Here is a 13,533-nt window from a genome sequence, read left to right as displayed (position 1 = left end):
AGAGCTTTAAAGCTCTTTTTTTATTACCTGGCTGTAAATTAAAGCGCAGGAGCAGCAGGAAAATCAATCGGGATTTCTGTCAAAGCATATACATAATTGGTAAAAGTACGGACGGTTATAATACCAACAAGATCAATCAGAGCAGCTTCGGTATAACCAGCATCAAAAAATCTTTCTTTTAAAGCTGGATCTGCAGCACCTTTATTTTCTGCAATTGATTTTGCAAGTTGTAAGGCAGTTTGAAATTTACTATTGGCAGAAAAACCTTTTCTCAATTCTATAATATCTTCATTGCTAATTCCTTTAAGGCCGGCAAGCATAGTATGAGCGGCAAGACAGTAATCACAGTTATTAACCTGAGAAACTAACAGATTTATGCCTTCACGTTCTTTTGCTGTAAAAGGACTGTGAGCAAAGGCTTCATCGAATTCTAATATTCCTTTAAGGGCATTAGCAGAATAACCTATCGTGGCATACAGGTTAGGTACTTTACCCATTTTTGCAGTTATAGCTTCAAATATTTGTTGAGATTGTTCACTTACCTGATTTTTTGATGGTACATTAATTGTTTTCATGATGTAATATTTTTTTAAGATTTATATTTTAAATGTTATAATTAGAGATGAGGACGATTAGCATTCTTTAAATAGATTTGTGCTGTTTGGCTCAAGGTTATTAAAGCCCCGCCCAGAATTACTATATCTTTTAGAACAAGTCTGCCGCGGCCGGATAAAAAAGGAAAACCATAATCAGAATCGCCAAGATTGGGCACCCAGCTTTCGGGCGTTGTTATCAGAAAAGAAAGGGTTCCTAGGGACATAATAACGATCAGAATACTTCCCGCCATACTCCATAAAGGCGCAGCTTTATACAATGCTAAAAGAATACCGAGAGCAATTAAAAAAGCACCTAAACCTTCTGAAAATCCGTAAGTATTGTTTTGAACATGCCATTCGTAGTTGGCTGCGATTAATTCACCTTCCTTATTTTGGTGTGTTTTATACGCATTTGGAGTATTGTAAAAGAAGCTCATAAACGGACTATTGGCTACAAAAGGCGTAATTCCGTCTGCTTCATAAGTGAAGAATTTTAGCGTCCCTATCCAGATAAAGACTACTACAATACCAAAACGGGTTATAGTTTTGGCTAAATTTTCTAATTGTGCAAACTGCTGAATGATTGAATGTTTCATGATGTAATTTGTTTTTTGTTGAGACAAAGTTACATCTGGCATGGAAGCCGAAACATGGATAAAAAAGGATATTACCTGTACAAATCTGCTACGATAGAAATTCCTGTTTTATCTCTGAAAGATTGTGGAGATTCATTCGTGAATTTTTTAAAGACTCGGCTAAAATAGAACTCATCTTTAAAATTAAGTGCAAAAGCAATTTCTTTAATACTCTTTCGGGTTAAGTGCAATTGCTTTTTTGCTTCCAGCATTATTCTTTCAGTAATAAGCTGCGAAGGTGTTTTTTTGAAGTATTTAGAGCATCGTTTAGTAAGATTATTGGTTGACATTCTCAAAAGATCTGCATAATCAGATGGTTTGTGAAGTGTCAGGAAATTATTGTCAAGTAAATTTTTGAAACGTTCCATTTCATCATCCCGAATCTGAGAGTCTGTATTTTTCTCTAGTTCGCGTATTTTAATTTGACTGGATTTTGCTAAAAAAAGCTGTAGTAATGATTTTAAAACAATATCTGAGGGAGCAGGATTAGAGAGTTCCTCTGTAATTTGATCGTTGAGATTGGCAAATATAGCCTGATCAATAAGTTCTAATTTAAGAGATGGTTCTATATAGACATTATTAAAAAGCAAACCATTGCAGGCAACTTCTTCACGGTGATATTCTATGCAGTAAAAATCACCGTGAAATTGCAATATATCATATTGAATCGCATTAATTTCTTTAATATAAATCAATTGCAGAGGAGTTGCAAAAAGCATCATCGGTCCTTTAAACGGAAATGTTCCAAAATCTGAATAAAAGATTCCTTCGCCTTCTTTTATGACAATTATAGTATATTCACTAAATTGTACAGGCGTGCTTAAAATGTTTTGCTGTACTTTTTGGAGACTTATTAAGTTAGTGCCTGATTGCGATTTTAATTGTGTCATAAAAATGTCTGTTGTTTTCCTGAAGACAGATTTTTTTAGATTTTAAAATTATATATTTTATCAATACTAAAGGTCGGATCGTATAAAATTTCCAGTCCTTCTGCATGTTCGGGATAATTAGCATATGTTGGATTTTCATTGCTTCCTACTAAATAATCAACCTGAGTATTTTACGCCGGGATGTACTCGAAATAGATATCTTCCATTCCCCAAAAACATCCTCCTGCGATATAGGCTTTTTTTTAATTTTCCATATTTTATATATTAAATAAAGTATTATTAGTGTGCGGTTATTTTTCTTCAAAAATAAAGCTAAAAATAAGATTGATACTAAAGTTGAAAACTAAAAGGCTAAAATTTATGTAAAGTGTGGTACGAAGGGATTAAAATAAGATTTGAGATATACCAATTTTACTATTTGTATTTAATCAGGAAGCCCTCGGTTAAAATCTACATATGCCTGTAAAATTGCGACGATATTCAAAATCATCTTCTTTTAATTTAATGAGTTTGTTCTAAGAGTTATTATGTCTTTCATTTTGGATGGTTGACCATATCATTTTGATAAGTATTTATAAAGGATATAATAATTCTGTTATTGCATTTGATTCTCAGCCAATACTTTGAGGTTTTTTTAATGTTTTGGCATATCGTTTGTTTTATTGTTCTCGTGACTGTCATAATAACAATAACATTGAAATAAAACATTTTTAATTTAAAACAAATATGAAAGCAAATAAAACAAGAGAAAAGGAGATTACGAAACTATATATGTCAAATAAATCTTTGCAGAATAAAGATAGGGTAATAAACTTAATGGTGTTTACTATTGTTTTCTTTATTGCTCTTTTGCTGATCTCTCAAATAGTTTAAATCATATTAAATTTTGAGTATACAATAAATGATAAAATTTTATCATTTATTGTATAAAACTTGAAAAAGCATAATAAACTAGTTGATTTTCAACGATCCAATATATCCTCCATCAAACTCAAAATCATAAGTAAGAACCAAAGGGCTGCCTGGAAAAGTTCCTGAAACTTCTGCTTTTAACTCACCTTTTTCAGCATCACCTTCAAAACTTAGAGCCTTCATTTTTGCATTATATTCCTTGGTGGCTTTTTCTATCCAGCTTTTTATTTCTGTTTTACCTTTATGGTTTTTGCCCTCATCAAATACAATTGCAGTTTCTGAAAAGCAATTGGTATAAGCTGAGCTGTCAAAATTGTTCTGTGCGTTTACTAAGTCTTTTATTACTTCTGGTAAGTTCATAATTTATCTGTTTTATTGTTCCTAATTCTTTTGAGAAATTAAATTGTTGGAATTGTTCCTCCATCAATTATATATTCGGTTCCTGTTAAATAACCCGCTCTGGGCGAAACAAGAAATCCAACAAGTTCCGCAACTTCTTCCGGCATTGCAGGTCTTCCGTAAGGTATTCCGCCTAAGGCATGCATTACGCTTTTCTCCGCTTCTTCAACAGATATGTTGCTGCTTTCAGAAATACGTTCCATCATTCTTTTGGATGCTTCGGTCATAATCCAGCCAGGAGAAACAGTTAACACACGCACACCTTTAGGAGATACTTCTTTTGATAAACCTTTGCTGTAATTAATGAGCCCGGCTTTTGCAGCCGCATAGGGCAGGGTAGAATCATACAAAGGCAATTTTCCCTGAATAGAGGCAATATGAATAATTACGCCGCTTTTGTTTTCAAGCATTTGAGGAAGAAACGCCTTGTCCAATCGAACTGGAGCCAGTAAATTGGTTTGTATTGTTTCTTCCCAATCAGTATTGGTTAATACGGCAAATCCGCCGCCGGGAGTTTCAGAGCCTCCAAGATTGTTTACGAGAATATCTACCTTACCGAATTTCTCCAATATTTCTGAAGCAATTTTATTGGCACTTTCTGGTTTACTTAAATCTGCCGAAATGAAATATAAATTTTCATCGGGCATTTCGGGTTGGTTTCTGGCACTGATAATTACTTTAGCACCTGCGTTTTTTAAGCGTTCCGCAATGGCTATTCCTGCACCTTTTGTTCCGCCTGTTACCAGCGCAATTTTGCCTGATAGTTCGTTCTGATAATCGAATTGTTGTTTCATCTTGATTTCTTTTGTACAAATTTCAGAAGTATGTAACTTTCTCACAAGTACGGAATTACGATTCAGATAGGGATAAATTTTTCCCCTATTGTACAAATCAGGACATAGGTTTACTTTTGTAATATGTATGAAAGAAAAACAATACCAAATTTAAACTGCGGACTCGACCTGATAGGGGAAGTGCTATATGGAAAATGGAAGATACGTTTGCTTTGGTTTATTAATGAAGGCCATAAAAGACCAAGCGAATTACAGCGTAAAATACCAGATGCTTCGCGCAGGGTTTTGAATATCCAGTTGAACGAATTGGAAGAACATGAACTTGTTGTAAGGAAAATATATCCCGTAGTACCGCCAAAAGTAGAATACAGCCTTACTGAATTTGGGAAAACCCTGATTCCTGTAATAGGCACTTTAGGAGGCTGGGGAGATGAACATCAGGAACGGTTGAAGAAGTTAATTATTAAAAAATTTTCTAGTCTAACCGATCCCGAAGAACAATAAGATTTTTTCTAAAAATAAAAAGGACTTTATTTTAAGGCGTTTCTGACATACGTTTAGAGAGTATTAAAGCTACTCTTTTGTTTTCATCATTAGAAGCAACTTTTTTTAGCGGATGTCCGGAATACAATTCGTATTTAGGAACAGAATTTCCGGTAAATTGTACTTTTTCGACACTAATAATCTGATCGGGAATATTCGCGCCATACCATAGTGAATCTGCTTTTTGTTTCCAGTTAACTTCATATAAAACAGCTCCATTAGGATAAGAACTGTCTGCTTTTGTTTTTGCATGCTGAAAAGCAATTTTATTACCATATAAAGTAGACATAACAGCTTTATTTGGATTAATTGAAAATGTAATAGGTGATAATAATAAAGGATTTTCAGGCAGCGCATCTAATGCTGATACAGATGCTTTTTCATTAAGATTATCTTTATTATTTCCATTACAACCAGAAAGTATAATAATAAGCGCGATTATAATAGAGTGAAGTGGTTTCATATTTATTTGGTTTTATTGTAAATATTAAATTTATTGATATCAAGATGCAGAGGAGTCGTAAAAACGTAATCATTGTTTTTGACAGGATTATGACACGAAATACATTCCTGGTCAAAGTTGGCATTATCGCCGTACGGTTTTAAATCATTTCCTTTCCATCTTGCCCATCCCCATCCTTTTGTAGACTCATATTTTTTTGAATCTTTTATCATAAATTCAACCTGAATAAAAGCTCCGGCTGATACAGTTCCATCGGCTTCTGTTTTTTGTTTCCAGGCTGTTTTGGCAAAAATAGCACCATCGGGCCAAGGATTAGTTTGATGTTCTGCAATAGCTTTTACGGCGATTTCGTTTCCATAAATGATGCGCATACTGCCGTTGTCAAAACGATCTGATGTACTGACAGCTTTCCAGTTTCTAAAATCGGGTATGTATGAAATATTATTTAGTGTAGGTTTAACTTTAGAGTAATCTGTTATTTTTTTATTTGGAAGCACTTTTTCAGCATCCTTTGTAATAGAAACAGGCGGTATTCCCTGATTTGGGTTTCGGACCGCTATTGTTGTTAAATAATTTTTTAAAACAGCGATAGAGCGATCATCTAATTTGGCAGAAGGATGAAGGGCTGTATAGCTTTTAAGCGGCATTTCGCCCGACAGTATTTTATTAAAAGCATAAAAAAGTGTCGCACTTTGCTTTGGCTTTTCTAATTTATCCCAATCCGAAAAATTCAGTGCTTTTCGACCATCCGTAATATGAGAAGCGACTATAAAGTTTGCAGGCGTTATTTTGTCAAACCACGCAATGTTTACGGTGTTAGAATGACAGTCAAAACAAGAGTTTCTTAAAATAGTATTTACCTCTGCAGGAACATTGGTTAAGTCCTTTGTTGGTGTACTATATTCAATTTCTTCAGGTTTCCAAAATTGTAAAGCAATAAATGCAACCAGTAAAATTGCGAAGATTTTAAGTCCTTTTTTCATTTGTTTTATTTTTTAGATGAAATAAATAATCAATTCAAAATTAGGCCTAATCCCAGTGTTTAAAAGATTTAATTGGCTCAAAGGGGATTTTTTGACCTTGAAGCCGAAATAGTATAAGCTAAATAAATTGCTTATTTTAGCCTAAACAAAATTTTTTAAACGGGTTTCATTTTAAGGACTATAAATTTACATGAAAAAAGCACGCCTTTATACTTTGACTCTTATAGGCATTAGTATTGTTGTCCTAATTATTAGTTTGATTTCTTCCAGTTATCTTTATTTATCTGCCAAAGAAAAGTTGTGCAATAGTAAATTAGAATCGGGCGAGAGGGAAGTTAGGGAAATTTCCCGTCTTTTAGAACAGCAGCTTCGCAGCGGATTATCTAAAGATCAGGTAATCCGTAATCTTCAGGTAAGTATTGAAAATACAGATATAAAGAGTGATTTTATCTGTATGTACAACCAAAAAGGAATTGAACTTTGCCATCCTAATCCGGCATTAATTGGGCTTAAAATTCAAGAGAACAATTCTCAGGTAAATGGAATAGGTAATAAAGAGTTTAAACCATTAAGTACTGTTTTAGAACAAGGGGAAAAAATAGGAGGTATGCGTACATTTCCCAATGATCCAAAAAGAAAATCGGAAATAATAAATATAAATCCCGTTGCAGGAACAGACTGGATGGTAGCTTCGCATGCTAACTTAGCTGTTTTAGAAGAAGAATTATCAGATTTGTATCTGCAGTTTATTGTGAGTCTGTTTTTAAGTACAGTTTTCATAAGTGTTTGCTGCTACTTAATGATACGACTTATTTATCGAAAATATGAACGAGCTTTTGATCTTGAAAAAGAGGATTTAAATTACCGGGTAAATGAGCTTCAGATTTTGAATTTGCAGTTGAATTCAAATCAGCAGAAATTACAAAATCTGGCAGATAACACTATCCTAAATGATACATCAAAAGAGTCAGAAATTCCAAAGAAAAGAATACTTACGTATCATAAAGATGAACTTATAAAATTAGATATTGAAGAGATTGCCTACATTTTACTGGATACCGGGATTACTTATATCTATACTTTTGACAATCGACAATATAACAGCAATAACAGTCTTGATGAGGTTATGAAATGGCTTGATCCAACTATTTTTTATAGAGCAAACAGGCAGTTTATAATTAACATAAATTCCATTAGCAGTATTTTGCTTTATGGAAAAAACCAATTGAAACTAATTATAAAACCCGATCCAAAAATCGATATTATTATCAGTAAGAATAAAGTAGCGGAATTTAAAAACTGGCTTGATCAATAAAAACACTGTATAAATTTCAAGCTAAACTTTATAGCTTTTTATTTTCTCTTTTCTTTTTAAAATAGCTTTTATCAGCAATGTAAATTGTTTTGCGAACCTCACAGTACGTGATCGATTTATCTTTATTTGTAAGCAATGTAGTTTTTACAATTTCTAATTCATTTTGTTGATTAATCTTATCCTTAATTTCGTCGAGCTCTTCTAAAGTAAAAATAAAATCAGCATATAAATTCTCTTTTGCAGGTCTCCTAAAATAAATTTCAGCTGCTTTATCCCATACTACAAAATTTTCATCTAAAAGGTTTATCAATTGTACCATCGGAATTGGGTCTACTGCAGCAAACATGCTTCCTCCAAAAATTGAGTTTACATAATTTTTGTTTTTATAACTTATAGGAAGCTTTATTTGAATTTGCAATAAATCCTGCGATACATTTACAATTCGGGCAGTGCTTCTTCGGTACATTGGAGACAGATTAAATCCGTATTTAAAAAGTTTTGGTTTCCCAATATACTTTGAACCTACTGCTGCTATTTTTTGATATATCGACATTTAAATTTGATTTTAGAGTGGTTGGTTATTTTTACAATCGATTTATTCTTTCATAAATTTTGGGATCGTGTTTTCTAATTTTAATTTTCACATATTTTGAGGCCGGCATATTACTATCCTTGACAACATTATTAACAGAGACCAGAACGTTTGTTTCGGGAAAATAAGTAACAGTGTTTTTCTCAGGAATTTGATACGAAACAATGACAAATAAAGGTGCAATTCTTTCGATATCATCATCATAGTTAAATAAATCGACCTTATCGCCAGATTTGAATCCGGCCTGATCAATATCGTTTTGGTTCATAAATATTACCCTACGTTCATTTTTTATACCGCGATAACGATCATCAAGACCATAAATTGTGGTATTAAACTGGTCGTGAGTTCGGGTGCTTGCCATCATATACTCATCTGGAGCAAGTTCATTTTTTGGAATTGCAGTTAACGTAAATGGCACCCTGTCTCCAAAATCTTTAGTGATAAATTTTCCATCACGTGCGGCATTAGGCAAATAAAAACCTCCTTTTTCTCGTACTTTGATATTATAATTTTCAAAACCGGGAATACATTTTTCAATGGCATCTCTTACATCATCATAACTATCATGATAACGCTGCCAGTTAATAACCGATTTATTTCCCAGCGTTGCCATAGCCAATTTACATACAATCTGAGTTTCATTTATAAGATTATCAGATACAGGTTTGAGCATTCCTTTTGATGATTGTACAACACCCATTGAGTTTTCGGTAGTTATAAATTGCGCTTCACCATTGACAATATCAATATCGCTTCGGGATAGTGTAGGTAAGATGATAGCTTCTTGTCCATGAATCAAGTGACTGCGATTCAGTTTTGTAGAAACATTTACGGTTAAGTTTAGTTTTCTTAATGCACTTGCGGTATAAGTTGTGTCCGGTGTTGCCGATAGAAAATTACCTCCCATACAAAATAGTAATTTTACTTTTTCTTCCTTCATGGCTTTAATGGCCCTCACAACATCATATCCGTGTTTACGAGGCGGATTAAATCCAAAATAAGCCTGAAGACGGTCCAGTTGTTCGTTAGTAGGTTTTTCATCAATCATCATGGTTCTGTTTCCCTGAACATTGCTATGACCACGAACGGGACAAACACCTGCACCCGGCTTACCAATACTTCCTTTTAGCAATAGAATATTAAGGATTTCTCTAATCATTTCTACCCCGTTGGGCTGCTGTGTAAGTCCCATTCCCCAGCAGACAATGATTCGTTTTTTGTAAGCGATGATTTCCACAGCTTCATAAAGCGCTTCTTTAGAAACGCCCGAAAGTTGCACAAGTTCATCTAAATTATAATCTTCAAACTGTTTTAGAAAAGCATCATATCCGATAGTTTTTTCTTTGATGAAATCATAATCAAAGACTTTTCCGGGATTTTTGTTTTCAAATTCCAATAATATAATTTCAAGAGCTTTTAACAGCGCCATATCGCCATTTATTTTTACCGGCAGAAAAAGATCGGCTAGTTTGGCACCGCTTCCAATAATTCCGTTGATTTCCTGTGGATTATGAAATCCCATTAAACCAGCTTCCGGTAATGGATTAACAGCAATAATTTTTGCTCCGTTTTTTTTACCTTTTGCTAAAGCAGTCATCATTCTTGGGGCATTAGTTCCGGGATTTTGGCCAATAATTACAATTACATCTGTATCATAGAAATCATCCAAGGTTACGGTACCTTTTCCAATTCCGATTGTAGTTCTTAAAGCCGATCCAGATGTTTCATGGCACATATTAGAACAGTCAGGCATATTATTGGTCCCAAATTCTTTTGCAAAGAGCTGATAAAGAAATGATGTCTCATTGCTTGTTCTTCCCGAAGTATAAAACGCAGCTTCGTCAGGTGATTCTAATGCGTTGAGATGTTCTGCTATTTTTTTGAATGCATTATCCCAGCTTATAGGCTGATAATGTGTACCATTTTTAGGAAGATACATGGGTTCGGTCAATCTTCCCATTTTTCCTATTTGGTAATCATCTAATTGGGCAAGATCGTAGACAGAATTTTGTTTAAAAAATTCAGCTGTAACTTTTTTGGTAGTAGCTTCCTCTGCTAATGCTTTAACTCCGTTTTCGCAGTATTCTCCTAAAGGAGATCTTTCATCATCGGGATCAGGCCATGCGCAGCTCGGACAATCAAAACCACCAGCCTGATTCATCTTAAATAAAGCTTTTGTCCCTCGAACAACCGTTTTTTCTTCAATAAGATCAGTAAAAGCCGCCACGACAGCAGGAACTCCGGCAGCCCATTTTCCTGTTTTTGTAAGCTTAAGATTTAAAAGTTTATACGGATTTTCGGCATTGGGTTCTCTAGTAATTTTATTGTCGATGTCTTCTGGAGATTTATCTTCTTTCATGACTTTTGCATTTAATTGGCTTATTCGCAGAAATTGGAATAATTATGATTTTACTATGAGTTATAGAGATAACAGTTGTTTTAATTTTTATCAGAAGTTGGTACTACTACCTGATCACTGGAATTATATATATTAAATCGGTCTTCTTTAAGAAATCCCAAAAGGGTAATATTAAATTCTATAGCCAATTCTACAGCAAGACTTGATGGAGCACCAATAGCAGCAACAACGGATATGCCTGCCATAGCCGCTTTTTGAATTAACTCAAAACTGGCTCTTCCGCTAAGAAGTAAAATATGTTTATTTAAAGGCAGTAAATTATTTGCTAAAGCACTGCCAATTAGTTTATCCAATGCATTATGACGCCCAACATCTTCCTGTAAAAAAACTAAATCACCTTCAATAGTAAAAAGTCCTGATGCATGAATGCCGCCAGTAACAGCAAAACTGCTTTGAGCTGTTTTTAATTTTTGTGGTAATTGATTAAGTACAGTTGTGGAGATATTTAGTTTAGGATTGTCTAAAGGGTTATAAGTGCTAACCGTTTTGATGGATTGTATAGAACTTTTTCCACAAACGCCACAGCTTGATGTGGTATAAAAATTTCGGTCTGACGACATTAAATGTGGAATGAAATTTTCTGCTAAATCTACCTGAACAATATTTTTCTTTTGAAAGGAACAGTCTGTTTTTGTGTGATATACTTTTTTAACGTCCTGATAAGAAGTTATGATGCCTTCGGTAAATAAAAAACCAATTGCAAGATCAAAATCATTGCCTGGCGTACGCATTGTTACAGAGATATTCTTGTATATTTTTTCAGCTTCGGGGCCGTAAGAAATTCGTATCTCAAGCGGCTCTTCTACAGAAAGAATGTCTAATAAGGAAGAACTTTCAAATCCATTCACTTTTGTAATACAAACCTCTTTAATGGAAACTAATTCCAAATCATTCATTTCCATGTAAAATCATTAAATGTTGATACGTAAAATTAGTAAAAAATGATTTATAAGAAGACTTTTCTCTCAGCAATTAAACCGTTTTTAAGGAATGAAATTACTATGATTTATACTATTTAATAGAAATGAATAATTTAAATAAAAACAAAAAAACAGCTCAGAAAAGCTGTTTAGAAGATTTTGTTGGGACAAAAAAGGGGATTTATAGGCTAAAAGCAGGGATTTGATTTAGACTTTCGTCTAATGGTAATGTTCTCTCTTTTTTAGCTGTGACTTTAATCTGGTGTTTTGCAGCTTTTCCATTTTCTATTATCTCTAAGAAATAAATTCCGGATGGATAACCTTGTAAACTAATTGTTTTTGATATCTCAAATTTGTTTATTTCAGGTTCTCCGGAGTAAATTAAATTGTGATTTTGATCACATATAGTAAAAGATGCGTTTTCAGCACCATCTAGAGTAAAGCTTACCACTTTTCCGTTTCCAGCATCGATCATCAAAACGTAGTCTCCTTTTTCTTCATCAGCATAAGTGTAAAGTGATGATAGTAATAAGGTATCAGTTAAAACTGTTTTACTAAATTTTGTCATTTTTTAATTGCTCGATTGTCAAAGATTATTGAGGCGCAAAATTATAAAAGAAATTCAATTTTATTCAAAAAAAACTTATTTATTATTATGTAAATTGCTGAATTACAGATGTTTTAGTGTTTTTGCTAAAATATGTATTAAAAATGCAACCCTTCAATGTTCTTTTTATATATCTTAAAAAAAAATCGACTGATTATCAGTTTATTAATATTTTTTAAAAATGCAATAAATAAGAAAATATCCTGCTTTTTATTTTTTAAGCACTTTAAAGAGGTTTATTATCAGGTATTTACATTCTTTTCTGTCAAAAAATATTAGCCTCAATTCTTCTTTTTGAATAAAAAATGATCTTATTGATGTAAAAAGCAGAAAATGCACAAACTATTTTAGCAACCAATAAATCAAGAGTTTGAGTTTTTCTTTTCTCTATAAATAAATGGAATGGGTGATGAATGGTTATTCATATCCGTTTCTTTACATATTTTGGTTGTAAAAAAATCAGGAACGCAAGGTTCTCCATTTAAAGAATTCCCGGAACAGACTATAAATGAAAACAGTAACAATATAAAAGTTTTAAAACCAATATTTAGTGCTGTTGAAGGAAATGAATGGTATTGTGTGGATATGCTGCCTTTAAGAAATAAATTAGAGAATAAAGAAATAATTGTAAAGGATGTTACGCTGTCAAGAATAATAAATGGATTTGATTTTGTAGTGGTTATTCCTAAAGTTACGGCTTCAAAGTTTCCTGAGTAGAATGATACTTTGAATTCTTAAATGTCTTCATATATTTAATTAGGCTGATTAATTATCAGCCCAATTATTATTGTGGTCATGGCTTATTGATTTTTATAAGCAGTGTTCTTTACAAAAAAGTACCGAACCTTTCAAAATGACAAGTGTAACCATTAGGATTTTTTACCAAATAATCCTGATGATATTCTTCTGCAGGCCAGAATTTTGTAAAGGGTTCAAGCGTAGTAACCACTTTTCCCTGCCATCTTCCTGAATCTTCAACTATTTTAATGATGTCTTTCGCAGTTTCTTCTTCCTCCTTGTCCTGAATAAATATAGCAGACCTGTAACTTTCTCCAATGTCATTTCCCTGTTGATTCATAGTTCTGGGGTCATGTACCCTGTAAAAATAATCTAAAAGTTCGGTGTAGGAAGTTTGGGTCGGATCGTATGTAATTTCTAAACCTTCTGCATGCCCGGGATGATTAGTGTATGTTGGATTTTCATTATTTCCTCCCAAATAGCCAACCTGAGTATCTTTAACGCCTGGACGCACTCGAAATAAGTCTTCCATTCCCCAAAAACATCCTCCTGCGATATAGGCTTTTTTTAAATTTTCCATATTTTATATATTAAATAAAGTGTTATTAATGTATACGGTTATTTCTCTTTATAATGAAAGCTAAAGATAAACCAGTAAATCCAGATAAAGTTAATAAATATTGCTATTAAAGTTAGAAACGAAGCATTACATAACTTTTCCCAT

At 33.2% G+C, this 13,533-nt stretch carries 15 protein-coding genes; 3 read left to right on the top strand and 12 right to left on the bottom strand.

The window, feature by feature from the left end; all coding sequences use genetic code 11:
• Positions 1-38 precede the first annotated feature (38 nt).
• The 5 genes from ASD98_RS14205 to ASD98_RS14185 form a co-directional block, all read right to left on the bottom strand.
• Positions 39-575, bottom strand: coding sequence for a carboxymuconolactone decarboxylase family protein (locus ASD98_RS14205; protein ID WP_056205753.1), 537 nt, complete (start codon positions 573-575; stop codon positions 39-41).
• A 41-nt stretch (positions 576-616) separates the two neighbouring features.
• The gene (locus ASD98_RS14200; protein ID WP_056206503.1) at positions 617-1,192 is read right to left on the bottom strand and encodes a DUF417 family protein; all 576 of its coding nucleotides are present in this window, start codon (positions 1,190-1,192) and stop codon (positions 617-619) included.
• A gap of 71 nt (positions 1,193-1,263) precedes the next feature.
• Positions 1,264-2,121 (bottom strand): AraC family transcriptional regulator, encoded by an 858-nt coding sequence (locus ASD98_RS14195; RefSeq protein WP_056205752.1) that lies wholly within the window; start codon positions 2,119-2,121, stop codon positions 1,264-1,266.
• Positions 2,122-3,072: 951 nt separating this feature from the next.
• The gene (locus tag ASD98_RS14190; RefSeq protein WP_056205751.1) at positions 3,073-3,393 is read right to left on the bottom strand and encodes a hypothetical protein; all 321 of its coding nucleotides are present in this window, start codon (positions 3,391-3,393) and stop codon (positions 3,073-3,075) included.
• A gap of 38 nt (positions 3,394-3,431) precedes the next feature.
• Positions 3,432-4,226 (bottom strand): SDR family oxidoreductase, encoded by a 795-nt coding sequence (locus ASD98_RS14185; protein WP_056205750.1) that lies wholly within the window; start codon positions 4,224-4,226, stop codon positions 3,432-3,434.
• A 123-nt stretch (positions 4,227-4,349) separates the two neighbouring features.
• Here ASD98_RS14185 and ASD98_RS14180 point away from each other — a divergent pair, with 123 nt between their 5' ends.
• Positions 4,350-4,730 carry a helix-turn-helix domain-containing protein gene (locus tag ASD98_RS14180; protein ID WP_056205749.1) on the top strand — a complete coding sequence of 127 codons (381 nt, stop codon included), beginning with the start codon at positions 4,350-4,352 and terminating at the stop codon, positions 4,728-4,730.
• 31 nt (positions 4,731-4,761) lie between these two features.
• Here the strand turns inward: ASD98_RS14180 and ASD98_RS14175 are convergent, their stop codons facing one another.
• Together ASD98_RS14175 and ASD98_RS14170 are read right to left on the bottom strand one after the other, a co-directional pair.
• Complete coding sequence (locus ASD98_RS14175; RefSeq protein ID WP_056205748.1) at positions 4,762-5,232, bottom strand: hypothetical protein; 471 nt, start codon at positions 5,230-5,232, stop codon at positions 4,762-4,764.
• A 2-nt stretch (positions 5,233-5,234) separates the two neighbouring features.
• Positions 5,235-6,215, bottom strand: coding sequence for a cytochrome P460 family protein (locus ASD98_RS14170; RefSeq protein ID WP_056205747.1), 981 nt, complete (start codon positions 6,213-6,215; stop codon positions 5,235-5,237).
• Positions 6,216-6,405: 190 nt separating this feature from the next.
• Here ASD98_RS14170 and ASD98_RS14165 point away from each other — a divergent pair, with 190 nt between their 5' ends.
• Positions 6,406-7,530 carry a LytTR family DNA-binding domain-containing protein gene (locus ASD98_RS14165; protein WP_056205746.1) on the top strand — a complete coding sequence of 375 codons (1,125 nt, stop codon included), beginning with the start codon at positions 6,406-6,408 and terminating at the stop codon, positions 7,528-7,530.
• Positions 7,531-7,558: 28 nt separating this feature from the next.
• Here the strand turns inward: ASD98_RS14165 and ASD98_RS14160 are convergent, their stop codons facing one another.
• From ASD98_RS14160 to ASD98_RS14145, 4 genes are all read right to left on the bottom strand, one after another.
• On the bottom strand, positions 7,559-8,083 hold the full coding sequence (locus ASD98_RS14160; RefSeq protein ID WP_056205745.1) for a DUF4442 domain-containing protein: 525 nt from the start codon (positions 8,081-8,083) through the stop codon (positions 7,559-7,561).
• A gap of 31 nt (positions 8,084-8,114) precedes the next feature.
• Positions 8,115-10,484: an FdhF/YdeP family oxidoreductase gene (locus ASD98_RS14155; protein ID WP_056205744.1), complete on the bottom strand. Its 2,370-nt coding sequence runs from the start codon at positions 10,482-10,484 to the stop codon at positions 8,115-8,117.
• An 80-nt stretch (positions 10,485-10,564) separates the two neighbouring features.
• Positions 10,565-11,446: a formate dehydrogenase accessory sulfurtransferase FdhD gene (gene fdhD / locus ASD98_RS14150; protein ID WP_056205743.1), complete on the bottom strand. Its 882-nt coding sequence runs from the start codon at positions 11,444-11,446 to the stop codon at positions 10,565-10,567.
• Positions 11,447-11,645: 199 nt separating this feature from the next.
• Entirely contained in the window at positions 11,646-12,032 is a 387-nt protein-coding gene (locus ASD98_RS14145) for a hypothetical protein (protein ID WP_056205742.1), read from the bottom strand.
• Positions 12,033-12,473: 441 nt separating this feature from the next.
• Between ASD98_RS14145 and ASD98_RS14140 the strand changes: the two genes are divergently transcribed.
• Positions 12,474-12,788: a hypothetical protein gene (locus ASD98_RS14140; protein ID WP_056205741.1), complete on the top strand. Its 315-nt coding sequence runs from the start codon at positions 12,474-12,476 to the stop codon at positions 12,786-12,788.
• A gap of 109 nt (positions 12,789-12,897) precedes the next feature.
• On the opposite strand, the gene msrA is transcribed toward ASD98_RS14140, so the two are convergent.
• Entirely contained in the window at positions 12,898-13,389 is a 492-nt protein-coding gene (gene msrA / locus ASD98_RS14135; RefSeq protein WP_056205740.1) for a peptide-methionine (S)-S-oxide reductase MsrA, read from the bottom strand.
• Positions 13,390-13,533 lie beyond the last annotated feature (144 nt).

Origin of the sequence: Flavobacterium sp. Root186, assembly GCF_001428525.1 — a bacterium.
Lineage (GTDB): Bacteria > Bacteroidota > Bacteroidia > Flavobacteriales > Flavobacteriaceae > Flavobacterium.
Note: the sequence above shows the minus strand (reverse complement) of the source record. Positions and strands in the feature narration are given on the sequence as shown.

What these genes read in the sequence shown, in the direction of transcription:
- ASD98_RS14205 (WP_056205753.1), bottom strand. Translation starts at nt 575, where the DNA reads ATGAAAACAATTAATGTACCATCAAAAAATCAGGTAAGTGAACAATCT.
- ASD98_RS14200 (WP_056206503.1), bottom strand. Translation starts at nt 1,192, where the DNA reads ATGAAACATTCAATCATTCAGCAGTTTGCACAATTAGAAAATTTAGCC.
- ASD98_RS14195 (WP_056205752.1), bottom strand. Translation starts at nt 2,121, where the DNA reads ATGACACAATTAAAATCGCAATCAGGCACTAACTTAATAAGTCTCCAA.
- ASD98_RS14190 (WP_056205751.1), bottom strand. Translation starts at nt 3,393, where the DNA reads ATGAACTTACCAGAAGTAATAAAAGACTTAGTAAACGCACAGAACAAT.
- ASD98_RS14185 (WP_056205750.1), bottom strand. Translation starts at nt 4,226, where the DNA reads ATGAAACAACAATTCGATTATCAGAACGAACTATCAGGCAAAATTGCG.
- ASD98_RS14180 (WP_056205749.1), top strand. Translation starts at nt 4,350, where the DNA reads ATGTATGAAAGAAAAACAATACCAAATTTAAACTGCGGACTCGACCTG.
- ASD98_RS14175 (WP_056205748.1), bottom strand. Translation starts at nt 5,232, where the DNA reads ATGAAACCACTTCACTCTATTATAATCGCGCTTATTATTATACTTTCT.
- ASD98_RS14170 (WP_056205747.1), bottom strand. Translation starts at nt 6,215, where the DNA reads ATGAAAAAAGGACTTAAAATCTTCGCAATTTTACTGGTTGCATTTATT.
- ASD98_RS14165 (WP_056205746.1), top strand. Translation starts at nt 6,406, where the DNA reads ATGAAAAAAGCACGCCTTTATACTTTGACTCTTATAGGCATTAGTATT.
- ASD98_RS14160 (WP_056205745.1), bottom strand. Translation starts at nt 8,083, where the DNA reads ATGTCGATATATCAAAAAATAGCAGCAGTAGGTTCAAAGTATATTGGG.
- ASD98_RS14155 (WP_056205744.1), bottom strand. Translation starts at nt 10,484, where the DNA reads ATGAAAGAAGATAAATCTCCAGAAGACATCGACAATAAAATTACTAGA.
- fdhD (WP_056205743.1), bottom strand. Translation starts at nt 11,446, where the DNA reads ATGGAAATGAATGATTTGGAATTAGTTTCCATTAAAGAGGTTTGTATT.
- ASD98_RS14145 (WP_056205742.1), bottom strand. Translation starts at nt 12,032, where the DNA reads ATGACAAAATTTAGTAAAACAGTTTTAACTGATACCTTATTACTATCA.
- ASD98_RS14140 (WP_056205741.1), top strand. Translation starts at nt 12,474, where the DNA reads ATGGGTGATGAATGGTTATTCATATCCGTTTCTTTACATATTTTGGTT.
- msrA (WP_056205740.1), bottom strand. Translation starts at nt 13,389, where the DNA reads ATGGAAAATTTAAAAAAAGCCTATATCGCAGGAGGATGTTTTTGGGGA.